Source organism: Thermostichus sp. MS-CIW-15, from assembly GCF_054060575.1.
In genome coordinates this window covers 96,431-113,484 of record NZ_JBSSDI010000007.1, presented here as the reverse complement: position 1 = coordinate 113,484, position 17,054 = coordinate 96,431, and the positions used below count along the sequence as shown (strand labels likewise).

General features: G+C 61.9%; 15 protein-coding genes and 1 riboswitch. Of the genes, 8 read left to right on the top strand and 7 right to left on the bottom strand.

The genetic code is table 11. The features are described from left to right. Positions 1-184: 184 nt before the first annotated feature. Positions 185-487, bottom strand: a complete 303-nt coding sequence (gene rpsT / locus ACVW0R_RS04325; protein WP_099812302.1) for a 30S ribosomal protein S20 — start codon at positions 485-487, stop codon at positions 185-187. 88 nt (positions 488-575) lie between these two features. On the opposite strand from rpsT, the gene ACVW0R_RS04320 reads away from it, so the two are divergent. Next, positions 576-1,940: a CRTAC1 family protein gene (locus ACVW0R_RS04320; RefSeq protein WP_011429809.1), complete on the top strand. Its 1,365-nt coding sequence runs from the start codon at positions 576-578 to the stop codon at positions 1,938-1,940. Positions 1,941-1,967: 27 nt separating this feature from the next. Here ACVW0R_RS04320 and ACVW0R_RS04315 read toward each other — a convergent pair whose 3' ends face one another. Beyond that, positions 1,968-3,866 (bottom strand): cation:proton antiporter, encoded by a 1,899-nt coding sequence (locus ACVW0R_RS04315; RefSeq protein ID WP_099812303.1) that lies wholly within the window; start codon positions 3,864-3,866, stop codon positions 1,968-1,970. Positions 3,867-4,121: 255 nt separating this feature from the next. Then, positions 4,122-4,213: riboswitch (Glutamine riboswitch) on the top strand. A gap of 89 nt (positions 4,214-4,302) precedes the next feature. Between ACVW0R_RS04315 and ACVW0R_RS04310 the strand changes: the two genes are divergently transcribed. Then, the gene (locus tag ACVW0R_RS04310) at positions 4,303-4,743 is read left to right on the top strand and encodes a DUF4278 domain-containing protein (RefSeq protein ID WP_011429807.1); all 441 of its coding nucleotides are present in this window, start codon (positions 4,303-4,305) and stop codon (positions 4,741-4,743) included. A gap of 781 nt (positions 4,744-5,524) precedes the next feature. Next, the gene (raf1, locus tag ACVW0R_RS04305) at positions 5,525-6,622 is read left to right on the top strand and encodes a RuBisCO accumulation factor 1 (protein ID WP_041438181.1); all 1,098 of its coding nucleotides are present in this window, start codon (positions 5,525-5,527) and stop codon (positions 6,620-6,622) included. Positions 6,623-6,769: 147 nt separating this feature from the next. On the opposite strand, the gene sppA is transcribed toward raf1, so the two are convergent. The 5 genes from sppA to ACVW0R_RS04280 form a co-directional block, all read right to left on the bottom strand. Then, the gene (gene sppA / locus ACVW0R_RS04300) at positions 6,770-7,576 is read right to left on the bottom strand and encodes a signal peptide peptidase SppA (protein WP_011429804.1); all 807 of its coding nucleotides are present in this window, start codon (positions 7,574-7,576) and stop codon (positions 6,770-6,772) included. A gap of 74 nt (positions 7,577-7,650) precedes the next feature. Beyond that, positions 7,651-8,355, bottom strand: a complete 705-nt coding sequence (gene fabG, locus ACVW0R_RS04295) for a 3-oxoacyl-ACP reductase FabG (protein WP_011429803.1) — start codon at positions 8,353-8,355, stop codon at positions 7,651-7,653. A 48-nt stretch (positions 8,356-8,403) separates the two neighbouring features. Beyond that, positions 8,404-9,243, bottom strand: a complete 840-nt coding sequence (rsmA, locus tag ACVW0R_RS04290; RefSeq protein ID WP_457391099.1) for a 16S rRNA (adenine(1518)-N(6)/adenine(1519)-N(6))-dimethyltransferase RsmA — start codon at positions 9,241-9,243, stop codon at positions 8,404-8,406. Positions 9,244-9,250: 7 nt separating this feature from the next. Then, complete coding sequence (locus ACVW0R_RS04285; RefSeq protein ID WP_011429801.1) at positions 9,251-10,972, bottom strand: sensor histidine kinase; 1,722 nt, start codon at positions 10,970-10,972, stop codon at positions 9,251-9,253. A gap of 53 nt (positions 10,973-11,025) precedes the next feature. After that, the gene (locus ACVW0R_RS04280) at positions 11,026-12,120 is read right to left on the bottom strand and encodes a PIN/TRAM domain-containing protein (RefSeq protein WP_011429800.1); all 1,095 of its coding nucleotides are present in this window, start codon (positions 12,118-12,120) and stop codon (positions 11,026-11,028) included. Between the two features lie 233 nt (positions 12,121-12,353). Between ACVW0R_RS04280 and ACVW0R_RS04275 the strand changes: the two genes are divergently transcribed. The 5 genes from ACVW0R_RS04275 (at position 12,354) to ACVW0R_RS04255 (ending at position 16,919) form a co-directional block, all read left to right on the top strand. After that, positions 12,354-12,596, top strand: coding sequence for a NifU family protein (locus ACVW0R_RS04275; protein ID WP_011429799.1), 243 nt, complete (start codon positions 12,354-12,356; stop codon positions 12,594-12,596). Positions 12,597-12,708: 112 nt separating this feature from the next. Further along, positions 12,709-13,809 carry an RIP metalloprotease RseP gene (gene rseP, locus ACVW0R_RS04270; RefSeq protein WP_457501702.1) on the top strand — a complete coding sequence of 367 codons (1,101 nt, stop codon included), beginning with the start codon at positions 12,709-12,711 and terminating at the stop codon, positions 13,807-13,809. Positions 13,810-13,815: 6 nt separating this feature from the next. Further along, positions 13,816-14,511 (top strand): endonuclease III, encoded by a 696-nt coding sequence (gene nth, locus ACVW0R_RS04265; protein ID WP_457501701.1) that lies wholly within the window; start codon positions 13,816-13,818, stop codon positions 14,509-14,511. A 49-nt stretch (positions 14,512-14,560) separates the two neighbouring features. Continuing rightward, positions 14,561-15,568, top strand: coding sequence for an RNase adapter RapZ (gene rapZ / locus ACVW0R_RS04260; RefSeq protein WP_011429796.1), 1,008 nt, complete (start codon positions 14,561-14,563; stop codon positions 15,566-15,568). After that, positions 15,561-16,919 (top strand): gluconeogenesis factor YvcK family protein, encoded by a 1,359-nt coding sequence (locus tag ACVW0R_RS04255; protein WP_457501700.1) that lies wholly within the window; start codon positions 15,561-15,563, stop codon positions 16,917-16,919. The genes rapZ and ACVW0R_RS04255 overlap by 8 nt, the downstream gene beginning before the upstream one ends. The last annotated feature ends 135 nt before the right edge of the window (positions 16,920-17,054 follow it).

Below are 17,054 nucleotides of genomic sequence, written 5' to 3'. Positions count from 1 at the left end.
GTCAGCGTCGCGTAGTGACAACGGAAACGGACAGAATGCTATCGCTTCACCGCTGAGCAGTAATGCTCAGCAGTGTTCAGCGTAAATGTATCAGTGTCAAACAAAAGCTCGGTAAGCAAATGCTCAAGCTTGCTTCCGGGGCAGCAGTAGAGACCTTTGGGCCCTGCCCGTCCAAGACCCTGTCTTAGGAGGCACTTGTGGCGGCCAGGGATCGTTGCACGATCCGAGACAAACGCGCCTTCCGACGGGCGGCTGTGTTTTTGTGGAGAACCCCTGTTTTGGCCGCTTTGTCGATGCGGCTAAAGGCAGCGCTCATCGCCGCTTGAATCTCCTGCAGGGTTTCCGGTTGGGGGTTGGCGGCGTAAGCAGAGGAGAGAGAAATGACTTTTTTCATCAGCGCGCGCACCATGGCTTTGGTAGCTTTGTTGCGCAGGCGATTTCGCTCCGCAATCTTGACGCGCTTGATGGCAGATTTGATGCGTGGCATGGTTGAAAGGGAAGCGACAGCGAGGATCTAGCATACCATTAGAGTCTGGAGCCCCACCAGTTCCTGCCTCTCCTACGACGGGATCCCCATGTTCCAAGATTGCAGCTCCCTCATCCAGTTCAACCCGCCTGCTTTTTCCTATGGAGTTGCCATTTGCGATGTGGATCGGGACGGGGCTTTTGAGCTGTTTGTGTGCGGCTTCCGCGGCCCGAATCGGGTTTTGAAGTGGAACGGCCAGGCGCTGGTGGATTTGGTGGACGATACTCTGGCCGATGCAGGGCGGATGGCCATTGGGGTGGCTGCCGGCGACTTCGACGGCGACGGGCAAGAAGAACTCTACGTCTTGAATACTGATACCTTCGGCGGGCGCAAGCGCTTTGGGGATCGCCTCTTCGACTGGCAGGGATCCCGTTGGGTGGATCTGTTCTCTCTGCCCCACAACCAAGATGCCCTCAACTTGACGGCAGGTCGCTCGGTGGCCTGCGTGGATCGCTTTGGCCAGGGGCGGTACGGGTTTTTCGTGGCCAACTATGGCGGCCCCATGCGCCTTTACGAGCTGTCCGCCGGCCAGATGATCGCCGATGTGGCGCCAGAGGCGGGGGTAAACCGGGTAACGGGAGGGCGGGGGCTGGTGGCCGTGCCCCTAGTTTCCCAGCGGATGGACATTTTTGCCGTCAACGAGCAGGGGCCCAACTTTTTGTTTCGCAACCGCGGGGATGGCACCTTTGAGGAAATTGCCGCCGAGGTGGGGTTGGCGGATCCCGGCGAGCACGGACGGGGGGTGGCAGCGGTGGATCTGGATGGGGACGGGCGGTTGGATCTGGTGTACGGCAACTGGGAAGGGCCGCATCGCCTCTGGATCCAAACTTCCAGCGGCGTCTTCAAAAATGTGGCCCCTCCCGAGCTGGCCAGGCCCTCCCGCATCCGCACGGTGATCGCTGCCGACTTCGACAACGACGGTTACCCAGAGCTGTTTTTTAACAACATCGGCGAGCCCAACCGGCTGTTTGGCTGGCGCTCCGGCTGCTGGCAGGCTATCGACATGGGAGATGCTGTCGAGCCGCAGGGACTGGGGACGGGAGCGGCGGTGGCGGATGTGGATGGGGACGGTTGCCTAGAGCTGCTCGTTGCCCACGGAGAATCGGGCGCCCAGCCCCTGAGCTTCTACCGTCCGCTGGCCCCTGGCAACAACTGGCTGAGAGTTCTGCCCCTCACCCGCCAGGGATCCCCAGCCCGCGGCGCCTTGGTACGCCTGGTTACCTCTACCCGCACGCAGATCCGACCCATCGACGCCGGCAGCGGCTACCTCTGCCAGATGGAGCCGGTGGCCCATTTTGGCCTGGGATCCGAGTCGGCAGTAGAAGCCATCCAGATCCAGTGGCCGGACGGCAAACAGGTGCAGGTGGCTCACCCACCGGTCAACCAGCTCCTGCGGATCCCCTATCCTGGTTAGCTCCCCTGAGAGGGGTTTTGTCTCTATCTACTCAGCCGAGCCCGAGATCCCTGCCCATTCCGGCTGTACAGGGCGCTGCCAGTGCTCCCACCAGGCGGTCGCAGGCTCGGGTGGGCCGCTGTCGCGGCTACCGTTGGCATGGCCGAGGAGCGGCGGGGATGGGGGCTGCGCCGGCCAACTCACGGGGGTGGGGATCAGACAACTGGGGTAAGGAGGGCGCAAATCGCGGTAGTGGCTGCTGCGGATGGCCAGAATCTCCTGCTGGATGACCTCCAGGGGCTCGTCCAGCTTCAGCAGCACATGGCTGCACAAGCCCAGGCTGGCCTCAAATTCCGGGTGGACGACTTCCCTGGCCCCCAACTGATAGAGCTGTTCGATGTCCTCTTCATGGGTGGCCCGCACCACCACATCCAGGTGGGGCGCCAGTTCCAGCGCCCGTTTCAGGCAAAGGCGCATGCTCAGGCGATCCGGCAGGGCGATCACCAGGGCGCGGGCGCGGGGCAGGCCAGCTTTCTCCAGCACCGGGGCGCTGGCGGCATTGCCGTAGAGATAGGGGATCCCACGGGAGCGCAGGTGTTGGATGACCCGTTCCGACTGGTCGATCACCAAGACGGGATGGCGACGGGCTTCCAGGATGCGCACGATGTCCTGCCCCACCTGTCCATAGCCGCACACCACCACGTGATCCTGTTGGGGAGCGTCGGGGGACAGGGCGCGGGGCCGCTCGCTCGCTTCCAGCCAACGGGCAAAGAAAGGGATCCCTTGTAATTTTGCCAGCAGCCGCGGCGCGCCCCTGAGCAGAAGGGGAGTGACCAGCAGGGTAACGGCGGTGGTGCTGACGACGAGCAAATACAGTTGCCGCGACACCAGCCCCAGCGCTTGCCCTTCGCTGGCCAGGACAAAGGAGAACTCGCCGATCTGCGAGAGGCCCAGCCCCACCAACACCGCTGAGGGGAGCGGGTAGCCGAACAGACCGGCCAAAGGGGCCACCAGGCAAAACTTGCCCACCATCACCAGCCCCACTAACCCTAAGATTAAGGGCAGGTGGGCAGCGATAAAGCTGGGATCGATGAGCATGCCGATGGCGGCAAAAAAGAGGGCGGCAAACACATCCCGCAGCGGCTCCACATAGGCCAGGGTCTGGTCGGCGTATTCCACTTCTGAGATCATCAGCCCGGCCAGGAAGGCCCCGATCTCGCTGGAAATGCCCAGCCGCTCTGTCAACAGGGCAATCCCCACGCAGAGGCTGATCACCCCCAACAAAAACACCTCCTTGCTCTCCTGCTGCGCCAAAAGGCGCAGGAAAGCGGGCACCAGCCACATCCCGCCCACCACCGCCCCCAGCCCCACCAGGCCAATCTCCGCCAGCGCCTTGGCCAGGGATCCCGCCAGCTCCGGCAAAGGACAATCCAAAGCCGGCAACACCGCTAGCATCAGCCCCACCGCCAGATCCTGCACAATCAAGATCCCCAGCATGGCGTGAGCCTGGGGCGTGCCCATCTGGTTGGTCTCGGTGAGGCTTTTGAGCACCACCGCTGTGGAAGACAAAGAGAGCACTGCCCCCAGGAAGATCCCCTGCACCGGCGTCAGCCAGCCGCTGGCCACTGCCAGCGCCGCCGTGATCGCGATGGTCAGGCCGATCTGCAAAGCGCCGCCGCCAATGGCGATCCCCCGCACCTGGCGCAACTCTTTGAGGGAAAACTCCACTCCCAGGCTGAACAGCAAAAAGGTCACCCCAAACTGGGCCAGGGTTTCCACCTGCACCAACTCCTTGATCCACCCCAGCCCCGTTGGTCCCACCAGGATCCCTGCCAGCAGGTACCCAAGCAACACCGGCTGCCTCAGCAGCGCTGCCAGAAAACCACCCGCCGCCGCTGCCGCCAACACTGTCACGATGTCCAGAATCAGGCGAAAGTCTTCCTGCACAGAGACACCCCACCAGGAGTATGAACTTTTGTAGCCAATCCTGAGGATTCTTCCACGATAATGCTTTCTTCGGCCCTGCGGACAGAGTGGAAGGCTGGGCCCAACCCAAAGCGCTGCAAACCGGCTCCCGCAGGGGATCCCGCCTCATTCAGGCTGGGTTCTTGGCCAGCCAAAGGGAGGATCAGTGGAAATTTTCGTTAAAAGTTGGTGGCAATACCTCAAAACCGTAGCTTATAATACAAAATGTAGAAAGAAACCGTTCATCCTCTCGCCTGCTGTTTGGCTTATCGTGGAGCAAGACGGCAGCCGGAGGACGGAAGTAGGGAGCTATCCCGAAGGAACGCACCTCAACCCTTGGGACTGTCCACGGGACATCTCGGGTCACTCCTCAGGAAGTGAAGTGGATACAGACCATATACGTTTGGAGGCGAAGATCATGGAACTCTCTTACCGTGGCGTTGGTTACACCCACTCGCCGGCGACGGTGACTGTTTCTCCGGGCAAAGTGGGGGGTCGCTATCGGGGGCTGGACTGGCGATTTCGCCACCTGAGCAAGCCGGTGGTTTTGCCCACCAAGCTTGACCTGCTCTATCGGGGCGCGGCCTATCGTTCCGAAGCTGCTGCAGCGCCGGCTCAAACCGTTCAGACAGCCGAGGCACCTGCTCCTGGCCGTTCTCACGTTCTGGATGAGCTGGCTCGCCGCCTGATGATGGGCCACCAACGGGCGATTCGGGTTCGTCAGCAAGCCATGTTGGTGCGTGGCACGGAGCGGGTTGGCCTGCAGGCCAATGTGCGCAACTTCTGGAACCGCATCCAAGGAAAGGTGCATCCCACCTTCCGTCTCACCTATGACCGCAGCCGGGTCAGCATGAGCTAGTTTGCTTTGCCCACCCCAGTTCATCTTCTGGTATGGCGGGAGAGGGATCCCTTTGGATCTGGATGGGGGGTCAGGGGAGGGGAAAAGGCGCGGCTACTTCATCGAATTCAGGTGACGGAGGGCGAGTGCCGAGAGAGCGCCGAGAGCAATTGACACTCCCTCCGCCGGAAGGCGGGGGATGCTTAACGTAGTTCACAAACGGGCTCGTAAAGGCGCTGCCAAAGCGCCTCTAGCTAGACAGTTCCTTGAGGCAAGGCCCCAAGGTTCTGCTGACTTTTCTGATCGCGTCAGGGGGCAGAGTCCTTGCAGGTTGGCTGAGACGTTGGCATCTCCCAGACGCTGGCCACTGGTCGAGTTTTTCATCGTGATGAGGTGCTTGCCTGGGAACGGCACGCCTCGGTAACAACGATACCATTATGAGCAACTCAAGTTGCCTACGGGCTTTTCCGCCCCGCCCTAAAGTACGAGGCTACCGAGCTATCCTTTTGTGTTTGCAGGTTGGCCAGCGGTTGCGGGGTCACTCTTGCACGTGGGCGGGAAGGGGATGCGAGCTCCAACGCTGCCCCCCGCGTTAGTGGGCCGTAGGCCTATGTTATTTGAGGCTGCCCTTATCAACCAGCCCAGGGATCCGCGGCTGGCTTGCCGGCTACAGGATTTCCCAAAGCCCCCGGCTACCGCTTCGCGGAAGCAAGCTATAGCCATGGGGTAGTTTACTGTATTGGATGGGTTGGTTCTGTATGCGTTCATTTTGGGCTATTGTCGTTGCGGAGGAAGCCTGGCCATGAGTCAGCATTTGCCGGAACCCACTGCCCCGGAGGAGGATCCCAGCCTGTTGATGGGCCGGCTGCAGCGCAAAGAGGGGGGGTGGCTGGATTGGGCAAAGGCCTGCCAAAGCTTGCAACGACAGAAAATGACTCCCCAGGCCATCTTCGAGGCGACCGGGTTTGAGCCCGCCCACCAAAACCAGATCGTTGTCGCCGCCCAGGTTTACGAAGGAATGGCGAAAGCAGGAGCCAGCTCAGCCGTTTTGGAGCACTTTGCCCACAAAGGCAGCGATATTCTCTACGAGTTGCGCATCCTCTCGCCTCAGGATCGCGTCCGGGTGGCGGAGCTGGTTGTCAGCCGCAACCTGGGTGCCGATGAGGCCCACGAGATCGCCCGGGCTGTGAAAAACTATGCCCAACTGCGGCAGCTCCCGGAAGGGTTCACGGATCACCCCGGCGATGCGGTGGCTTACCAAGCCTGGAAAACTGCCCAGGAAACCCGCGATCTCCAGGAGCGAACCCGGGCCATTGGCCGCGCCTTTCAGTATGCCCACAGCGAAACAGCCCGCCAACAGGTTGAGCGGCTCTTGTCGACGTTGGCTCCCGGCTCCCAACCCCAGCGCAAGCCGTTGCCCAGGCTTTCGGTGTTTCGCCCGGAAGAGGATCTGCCCCGTCTGCTGCCGGTGGCCGGATCCCTGCCTCTTTCTACCGCCACCTGGGAGCAGATCCCTGCCGTTGAGCCTCAAGGCCTTTTTGGTTGGGTCACCAGCGTGGCTGGGCAGACGTGGATGGCCTTGCCCGCTTGGCCGGCGATTCAAAGGGCCGCCGACCCAGTTGCCCTGCAGGTGGACAATGGTTTGCTGGGATCCCTGTTGGGCTGGCCAGTGGCCCCTGAAGAAGAACAGGATCCGATTTTGCTGGTGGCGGATCGCGCCGTTCGCACCTGGGAAGGGAGGGCAGGGGTTTTCCTGGTGGATCGAGGGGGAGCTGTGGCGGTGGAGTGGATAGAGGATTCGCCCCCCTCTCCCCTGCTGGGCCAAGTGCTGATGGCGGTGCGTCCCCCCCGCATCTTCGACGAGGAGTTGGCGCAGGATCCCTGGCAAATAGAGGAGTAACTCCGGCCAGCCAGACGCACCGCCGCAAGCCCCCGGCCAGGAGCAGGTGGCAAAGCGGCTTCTGGCTTTGCTTCCCAACTGCTCTCTTATGCCGGCATAAGGGTTGGGGGCGGGAGAACCAATCCTCACAGTTGTGGAGGCCGTCTCTCAAGAACCGGTGTAGAGCCACAGGGGCAGGCCTGAGGTGCTTACCTCAAATTGCAGACGCGCCAATGCCTCTGCCGCCGGTAGCAAGCGGGCCCAACCCCTGCGCCGTGGGAGCAGATCGCAGAACTTCGCATCGGGCGGCAACCCTGACAGCTCCGCGGCCCAGAGGCGGGCATCCTCTTCTGTGCCCAGGCGATCCACCACGCCCAGGTGCAGAGCTTGTTCGCCGCTGAAAATGCGGCCATCGGCAAAGGTTTTGACCACATTCACGCTTAGCCGGCGAGCGGCAGCAACGGTTTGCACAAATTGGCCGTAGGTGATGTCGATCAACTCTTGGAGGATGTTGCGCTCTTCTGGGGTCAGCTCGCGGTCAAAGGAAAGGATATCCTTGTAGGGGCCGGACTTGATGACCTTAAAGGAAATCCCTATCTTGTCCAGCAGCCGTTCGAGATTGTTGCCGCGGATAATGACGCCGATGCTGCCGGTGATGGTGCCAGGGTTGCTGACAATTTTCTCGGCTCCCATGGCAATGTAAACCCCTCCAGAGGCAGCGATGTTGCCAAAGCTGGCCACAATGCGCGTGCCCTTGCGTTCCCGCAGACGCGAGAGGGCATTGTAGATTTCCTGGGAGTCTGCCACTGTCCCACCGGGGCTGTCGATGCGCAACACCACGGCAGGGATCTGTCTTTCTTCCACCTCTTGCAAGGCTTTGAGAACCCGCTCTCGGGTTCTGCCATCGATCACCCCTGTTACCTCAATGCGGCCAATTTGCTGACGCCAGCCCCCCAAGAACCATCGCTTCAGCATAGGAAAACGGCACGAAAATAAGCCTCTACCCTCGTATCATGAAGGCCGTCTGGGGGCGCGGTCAACCAAGCAGCTCAGACATTGCCGTACACCGGGATCGCCGCCCCTCTCAGATCCCGCGCCGCTTCCGAGACCAAAAAGGCGATCACCTGCCCGATCGACTCGGGCTTTACCCACAGCTCCGCCTGCTCGGAGCCCATGGCAGCCCGGTTGGCCGGCGTGTCGATGATGCTGGGCAGGATGACGTTGGCGGTGATGTCGGTGCCTTTGGTTTCGGCGGCAATGGTGCGGGTCAGGGCCACCACCCCCGCTTTGGAAGCACAGTAGGCGGCCAGTTGGGATCCCGGCTCTACCGCCCCTCGGGAGGCCACCGTCACGATCCGTCCATAACCCTGTTGCCACATCTTGCGCAGGCTGTGCTTACAGGCCAGGAAGGTGGTGGTGAGGTTGAGGTCAAAATCGCGCCGCCAATCTTCTAGGCTGTACTCGTGAGTGGGGCCCATGGCAAAGCCGCCCACCAGGTGCACCAAACCATCGACGCGGGGCAGATCGTCGATGAGCCGTGCCACAGCGGCTTCGTTCAGCAAATCCACCTGCACAAAGCGCACCTGATCCAGGCTATTGGCCGGCAGGCGCTGCCGCAAAACAGCCAACTCCTCCTCTTGGCGGTAGGTCAAGGTCAACTCTGCCCCTGTGTCCAGGAGCACGGGGGTTACTCCCAACCCGAGCCCACCGGTACCGCCAGTTACAAGGATCTGTCTGCCTTGGTTGTTGAGCATAGGTTGTTTTGGGGTCTGGTGAAAAACCCTTGAGGACTTCCTCTCACCCTACCGCGGTTTTCCCTCGCCGGAAACGGCAGCCATCCTAGGTGTCTGCTCCAGCAGCAGATCGCTCAGGGCCAGCCAATCGGGCAGATCCAGCTCTTCGGCACGGGCCGTGGGGCTGAGGCGGAGCTGAGCCAGAGCGGCGGCCACGGTCTGGCGATCCACGAGGCCTCCCAGAGCATTGACAAGTTGCTTGCGGCGGGCGGAGAAGCCCTGGCAAACCAGTTGGGAGAACCAGCGGGGATCGCGGGCGGGGGTGGGGGCGGGGCGGGGAGTGAGGCGAACCACTGCCGATTCCACTTGGGGAGGAGGCCGGAAGGCGCTGGGGGGCACGCGGCAGATGAGCTCGCACTCGGCCAAGTAGCGCACCCGTACACTCAGAGCGCCGTAGGCTTTGCTGCCAGGGCCGGCCTGCAGGCGCTCGGCCAGCTCTTTTTGCACCATCAAGACGATGCGCTCAAACTGCCTCACCGGCTGGGCCGGGCATCCCAACACTTTCTCCAAAATTGGGCCAGTGAGGTTATAGGGGATATTGGCCACCAGCAGGCGGGGCTGAGGCGGCAGCGGCAGGCGAAGAAAATCTCCTTCCACCAAGTGAAAGCGGGGTTGGTCGGCGAAGCGCTTTTGCAGCAGCCGACACAGATCCCGATCGATCTCTACCGCCACCACATGTACGCCCTGGGCCAGCAACCGCTGCGTCAACTGCCCGGTGCCGGGGCCGATCTCCAGAACCCACGCAGGATCCCTCTGAGGAGGCGGCAACTGGGCGGCCCGCACAATCGCCTCATGAACCGCGGGATCCTTAAGCCAATGCTGGCCAAACCGTTTGCGGGGATAGGGCATCGGTGGATCAGCACTGGGCCGGATAGGGCATTAGGTTGGGATTCGTAGCCTCTGGGGGGCCTTCTTGAGCTGGGCTCGCCTCCCCCCCTGGGAGCGGCTGGCGGTAGAGGGGCACGGTAAAAGTGACGGTGGATCCCAGCCCTTCGCCCAGGCTATAGAAGTTGATCTCTCCCCCCATTGCCTCCACCAGCCGTTGGCTGATGGCTAGGCCCAAGCCGGTGCCGCCGTACTGGCGGGTGGTGGAGCCATCCACCTGGGTGAAGGCCTGAAACAGCTTCTGCTGCTTTTCCAGCGACACGCCGATCCCGGTATCGATGACGCGGATGCGGGCCATCCCCGGGTCGCCGGGAAGGAGGTCGGCTCGTACCGTCACCGAGCCTTTGGGGGTGAACTTGATGGCATTGCCCACCAGATTGAGCATCACCTGCAGCAGGCGTTGGTAATCTCCGTACAGCCAAATCCGATCCGGCGTGGGGGGCAGGTGGAAGCTAAGTTGCAATCCCTTCTGTTTGGCCTGCAGGCCGGTTTTGGCCTCCACATCCTTGAACAAGGCGCGCAGGTCGCAGGGCTCAAACTGCAACTGCATTTTGCCCGCCTCGATCTTGGCGATGTCCAGCACGTCGTTGATCAAGGCCAACAGGTGCAGGGCCGAGCGGTAGGCCTCCTGCAAAAAGTCCAGCTCCTCTTCTCGGCTTTCGGCCATCCCGTCCAGCACCAGCCTAATAAAGCCGATGATCCCGTTGAGAGGGGTGCGCAGCTCATGGGAAGTATTGGCCAAGAATTGACTTTTCAGTTGGTTGGCCGATTCTGCTTGGGCGCGGGCCTGCTCCAGCTCTTTGTTTTTCTGGCGCAGTGTCTGGTTGGCCAACTGCAGGCGAGTGGCCAGTTGGCGACTTTGATCCAGCAAAATGGCGTGGGCAATGGCGGTGCCCAGGTAGGTGGCGATGCTCTGCAGCACCTGAAGGTGGCCGGCCTGCCAGAGGGGGGCTTCGTTGGGGGGCAACACTTCCAGCCAGAGCAGGCTGTTGGCATAGCCCCGGTAAGACATGGCGATGGCCAGATGGCGTCCCATCACCACCGGCTCTTCTTGACGAAGGGCTTGCAGCAGAGGCGGGTGATCCGCCAGACGCAAGGTCTGGTTCAACAGCGAGGGATCCCCCGGGTTGCGGCGGTACTCAGCATTGACTGTGAGGGAGTCCTGCCCCATTTCGTAGAGGGCCAGCAGGCAGCGATCCGCCCCGAACAACTGGCCCAACTGCTCCACCGTCTGCTGGCACAGCTCGCGGATGCCGAGGGAGTGGCCGATGTTGCGCAGCAACTGCGCCGTGATCCCCGGCACCGGCTCGGTCAGGAGGGGATGGCGCTGGGCAGGGGGGCTGCCGGCTCCGCCGGCCAAGTTGAAAGGCGTCGCCCCCAACACCTTGCCCACTACCGACACGGCCACCACCTCCCCCTCCATGTCCCGCACCGGGTTGAGGCAAAGATGCAAGTGCAACTTGTAGCGGGGAGAAATCACCTGACACTGATGCTGCAAGGGATCCCCGCTCGCAAACACCTGCCTGAGCTTGGCTTCGTACTCCTCCGCATTGGCCACCTCCCAGCTTTGCTGTCCGCTCAGGATCTGCTGCGGGTAGATGGCGTAGTTCTCAGCACCCTCCCAATAAAAACTCCAGAAACGCTGCTGGCGATCCTGGGTGTAGAAAATCAGATCCGGTTGGAGGACGCCCATTGGGGGAGAGGCCATCATTGCGTCGGGAAAACAAAGCTCTTCGGCCTGAAGCCTCAGGTTTTCGCAGAGGAAGCTGGGCTGGAGTCCTTGTTGAGGCGGGCGAAGAGCATCCGGCCCGCCGAGGTTTGAATGGCGCTGGTCACCACAACCGAGCGAGTCTTGCCCAGAGAGCGCTGTCCCTCTTCCACCACCACCATCGTGCCATCCTCCAGATAGCCAACCCCCTGGCCCGGCTCCTTCCCTTCGCGGGTGATCTTGATATCGAAGCTGTCGCCGGCAATGTAGATGGGCCGCAAGGCTTCGGCCAGCTCGTTCACGTTGAGCACCTTGATCCCCTGCAGTGTGGCCACCTTCTTCAGGTTGTAATCGGTGGTCACCAGCGTTCCCCCCACATTCTGGGCCAGGCGCACCAGCTTCTCGTCCACGGTGGCCAGATCCGGGTAGTTGGCTTCGTGAATCACAAAGCGGTCGGGATAGGCCTGGCGCAGGGCTTGCAGCGTATCCAACCCTCTGCGGCCTCGCTCCCGTTTTTGCGGATCGGCTTTGTCGGCGATGGTTTGCAGCTCCGCGATAACAAAGCGAGGGATCACCAGCGTTCCCTCCAAAAAGCCTGTCTCGATCAACTGGGCCACGCGCCCGTCGATGATGGAGCTGGTGTCCAAAACCTTGGGGCTGGCCGCCACCACACTGCCCTCTGCGGCCGCCTGCAGGGCGTAGTTGGGGTTGAACAGGCGCAAGAGCGCAGGGCCATGGGTATCGGCCAAACTCACCCCCAAGTAGGCAAAGGACAAGCTAAAAAAGACGGAGGCCAGCGGCTCGATAAAGCTATTGAGCTGCTGAGGCAGGGGCAACAAATAGACAGGAGCCATGGCCAAGTTGGCAATCACCAGGCCGATCACCAACCCCACCGAGCGGCTGATCAACACATCCGGCGGCAGCGAGCGTACATTGGCCTCGAAGCGGCGGTAGCCCCAGCGCACCAAGGATCCAAAAGCCAAACCCGCTAGGACACCAAAGCCGCTGGTAACCACGCGCGCCCCCTCCACATTGGCCCCCTGAATGGCGGCAGGAGGGAGCAGATCCAGGCCGTAGAATCCAAGACCCGCCCCGGCCAACATGAAGATCACAATCAGTAAGACATCTAACATGGCGAAGAAAGCGCCCCTGCTCAGAATAGGCTTGGGTCTGCTGCTCGCAACAGGCAAATCTGAGTCCTATTCTAGTCTTCTGGCTGAAGAGAGGGATCTCATCCCCCACCCCGAAAGAAGGAGACTATGCTGAAGAAGGGCGATCCCTCCCTGGCTTGAGGGGTCTGGCGAGAAATCGCTACAATCAACATCTCGACATCCCAGGCAAGGTCTCAGCAGAGCTGGAAGCAACTATGGCACAAGCACTGGAACTAACGGCCGAAAATGTGGAAAAAGTCCTCAACGAGCTGCGCCCCTACCTGCAAGCCGATGGCGGCAACGTAGAGCTGGTGGAAATCGACGGCCCGGTGGTGAAGCTGCGCCTACAGGGGGCCTGTGGCGCCTGCCCCAGCTCCACCCTGACCTTAAAAATGGGCATCGAGCGCAAGTTGCGGGAGAGCATTCCCGACATCCTGGAAGTAGAACAAGTGTTCTGAGGGCTCTGCCGCTTCTGGTCTGTTATCTTGGTTCCTTAAGGCGGCAGGTGCAGCCGTCGCTGTGGCTCTCTGCCTCTTGCTCTTTTTTTCCTTCTCTCCTTCAAGCCAGCCCATGCCTGTTCTCCTCTCCATCGCCATTCTCGCCCTGCTGATCCTGGTGCATGAGGCGGGACACTTCGCCGCAGCCAAACTCCAAGGGATCCACGTCAACCGCTTTTCGCTGGGATTTGGCCCGGTGCTGTGGCGCTACCAGGGCAAGGAGACGGAGTACGCCATTCGCGCCCTGCCGTTGGGGGGCTACGTGGGCTTTCCCGACGATGACGAGCGCTCTCCCTACCCGCCCGACGACCCGGATCTGCTGAAGAATCGCCCTGTCGCGGATCGCCTGGTGGTGATGAGCGCGGGGGTGATGGCCAACCTGGCCTTCGCCTATCTGGTGCTGGTGCTGATGTTTGCCACGCTGGGGATCCCATCGGTGACGCGCATCCATCCCGGCATTCTCATCGCCCAGGTGATGCCGGATAGCCCGGCGGAGCGGGCCGGCTTGCAGGCGGAAGATGTGGTGTTGCGGGCAGCCGACCACGATTACAGCACGGTTGCCGACGAGGCCTCGGCCTTGGCAGCTCTCAATGATTTTCAGGCGTTGATCCGCCGCAGCCAAAACCGGCCCGTCCCCCTGCAGGTGCAGCGAGGGGAGGAGGATCCCATTCTGGAGATCACGGTGACTCCCGAGATGCGGGGAGAGGTGGTGGCCATTGGGGTCAACCTGGCCCCCAACCAAGAGGTGACACTGCGCCCGGCTCAGAGCCCGGCAGAGATCTTTGCCGAAGCCGGGAACGCCTACCAGCGCTTGGTGATGATGAACCTCAGTGGCCTGCAGCAGCTCCTGCAGAACTTCCAAAACACCGCCACCCAGGTATCCGGCCCGGTGGGGATTGTCAAGCTCGGCGCGGATCTGGCGCGGGACGATGCTGCCAGCTTGTTTAATTTCACCGCCTTGATCAGCATCAACCTGGCTATTCTCAACCTGTTGCCCCTGCCCGCCTTGGATGGGGGACACATCGCCTTTTTGATCTTGGAAGCGATCCGCGGCAAGCGGCTGCCCAAAGAACTGGAGGAACGGGTAATGCAGACGGGCTTGGTGCTGCTGCTGGGGCTGGGGGTAGTGCTGATCTTCAAGGACACCCTTGCCATCGTCACCGGGTCGGGCTAGTTGCAGATGAGCGGCAAGCGGGCTTTGCGCCAGCGGGCTTTGGAGATCCTGATCCGGCTGAAGCGCCATTACCCCAACTCTACCTGTGCCCTCCACTACGAAACGCCGCTGCAACTGCTGGTGGCCACCATTTTGTCTGCACAGTGCACCGACGAGCGAGTCAACCAAGTTACGCCGGAGCTGTTTCGCCGCTTTCCCGATGCCCAGGCGCTGGCGGCGGCGCCGCGGGAGGAGATCGAGGCCCTGATCCGTCCCACCGGCTTCTACCGCAACAAGGCTAAACACCTCCAAGAGGCCTGCCGCAAGATCGTGACGGACTTCGGCGGCCAGGTGCCCCGCACCATGCCGGAGCTGCTCACTCTGCCGGGGGTGGCCCGCAAGACGGCCAATGTGGTCCTGGCCCATGCCTTTGGCATCAACGCTGGCGTGACTGTCGATACCCACGTCAAGCGCCTCAGCCGTCGCCTCGGCCTCACCGAGCACGAGGATCCCGTGCGCATCGAGCGGGATCTGATGCAGTTGTTGCCGCAAGCCGACTGGGAAAATTGGTCCATTCGCCTGATCGAGCATGGGCGGGCCATTTGCACCGCCCGCAAGCCCCTTTGCGAACAGTGTTTTCTGGCCGATCTCTGCCCCAGCGCCCCCCTCCTGGGGCCGGCGGAGACAACGGACAGAGAAGCCGCAACAGCCTCCCAGACTTGAGCGCCTGGCATCCGGTTTTTCGGCTCCCCCTCGCCCTAGAATAGGCTGCATGGACGATCAAGCGACTAGACCGACCGCCGCGACCTCGCCTGTTCTCGTTATTGCCGGGCTGACGGGATCCGGGAAAACCCTGGCCATCCAGCAATTGGAACAACTGGGCTACACCGGCTTGGAAGGGATCCCGCCTGACCAGGCCGTTTATTTAATCGAGGCAATCCGGCCTCGCCACCCTGCTCTAGCGGTGAGCCTAAACCTCCACACCCCGGAATATCGGGAGCAGTTCCTTGCCTTTGACCGCTGGCGGCAAGCGCAAGGGATCCCTTTCCTCTTTCTGGAGGCTCGTCCCCTGGTATTGCTCAACCGTCTCAGCGCCCACCGCCGCCCCCACCCTCACCGCCCTGGCCTTGGCCTGTTGGAGGCCATTGAGCAGGAAGTGCGCGATCTGGCCCCCGTGCGGGAGCGCTGCACCCACCTCCTGGATACGTCTGAGCTGAACAGCCAGCAACTGCGGCAGCAATTACAAGCCCTGGTCCACGGGATCCCACAGCCGCTCAACCTGAGGCTGGTCAGCTTCGGCTTCAAGTACGGTGCCCCCCCCGATGCCAACTTGCTGTTCGACGTGCGCTTTTTGCCCAATCCCTTCTTTCAGCCCCATCTGCGCCACTTGACCGGCCAGGATCCGCCTCTGCAGGAGTTCCTCTTTGCGGATCCAGTTACCCAATCCACCTACCGGCAGATCTTTTCTCTGGTGCAGGCGTTCTGGCCCCACTACCGAGCAGAACGACGGCCTCACCTGACCGTGGCCATCGGCTGCACCGGCGGGCAACACCGCTCTGTGGCTCTGGTGGAGCGCCTGGCTGAAGATCTGCGGCCCTGGGCTGTCCCCACCGACAACCCTGCCCTGCCTGCCCTGAACATCCAGGTGCAGCACCGCCATTTGCTGGATTCGCAGCGGGAGCTGGAGGCCCGCTTTGGCCCGCCACCCCCTGCCGCTGGCGTAGAACAGCAACAGGTTAGGATCCCTTTGGCCGGCGTTCCTGCACCTCCCCATGACTAAGCCCGCGCCCAGCAACAAGTCCACTGTGTGGGGGCCTCGCCGTCGCCAGGCCACTTGGCCGGGAAATGGCTGGAAATGGCTCTTCCCTGGTCTGGCGGTCAAGCGCTGGCTCACCCTAGCCGTGGGGGGCGTGCTGCTGATGGTGCTGGGCATCGCCATCTGGACAGAGCTGACCCCCATCTTTCGCCTCAAGCGATTAATCGACATCACCCTGCGCCTGATCACCACCTGGATCCCCAACAACATCAGCGGCCCCTTGGTGACCGGGATCGGCTTGGTGATGGTGGTGCTGGGCTTTCGCAGCGCCATGCGCTCCATCGAAGATGTGCTGATCCCAGAAGGAGACGAGGCGCTGGTGGATAAGCTCCTGTCGCGGCGACGTCTGAGTCGTGGCCCTCGCATCGTGGTGCTGGGGGGCGGCACCGGCCTTTCCAACCTGCTGCGGGGGTTGAAGCACTACAGCTCCAACATCACCGCCATTGTCACCGTGGCCGATGACGGCGGCTCCTCAGGGCGCTTGCGGCGGGAGATCGGCGTGTTGCCCCCTGGAGATATCCGCAACTGTCTCACCGCCTTGGCCAGCGAAGAAAAGCTGCTCACGGAGCTGTTTCAATACCGCTTCCAGGCTGGGGAAGGTCTGAGCGGGCACAGCTTCGGCAACCTGTTCATCACCGCCCTCACCGCCGTAACCGGGGGCGACCTGATTCGGGCCATCACCGCCACCTCGCAGGTCTTGGCCATTCAGGGACGGGTGCTGCCGGCCACCCTGGCGGACGTCACCCTCTGGGCGGAGTTGAGCGATGGCCGCCGCGTGGTGGGCGAGTCCAACATCGCTAAAGCCAGGGGGCGCATTTGCCGCATTGGCTGCGACCCGCCCAACCCTCCTGCCTTGCCCGAGGCGATCGAGGCCATCGAGGCGGCAGAGTTTGTGGTGCTGGGGCCGGGTAGCCTCTACACCAGCATCATCCCTAACCTGTTGATCCCGGAGATTGTGGAAGCTCTGGCCAAGAACATGGCGCCCCACATCTACGTGTGCAACATTATGACCGAGCCAGGGGAAACCGACGGCTACACCGTTGGGGATCACGTCATGGCCCTGGATCGGGTGGCGGGCGTGCGCTTGTTCGATGGTGTCCTGGTACAGCGGGAGCCCCCTTCTCTCCGCGCCTTGGAGCATTACCGCCGCAATGGCTCTGAGTTTGTGGTGCTGGATCCGGATAAGCTGGCCTACCTAGGTTGCCGGGCAGTTCTGGCCAACGTCATGCAAGAGGATCCTGAGACCGGCTTGGTGCGTCACAACCCTGAGCGCCTAGCGGCGATGCTGATGCGCTGGTTTGACAGACACCGCTAAACCACCCCACGGCCCCACCTTGCTAAGGGCTAGCTGTAGCCGGTAGATCCTTGCGGCTAAGTCGTGCACAAGAGGAGTTTCCATCCCCTTGCGGGAAGGGGTAGGGGAAAAAGCCTGATTAAAGCTGGAAGTCTT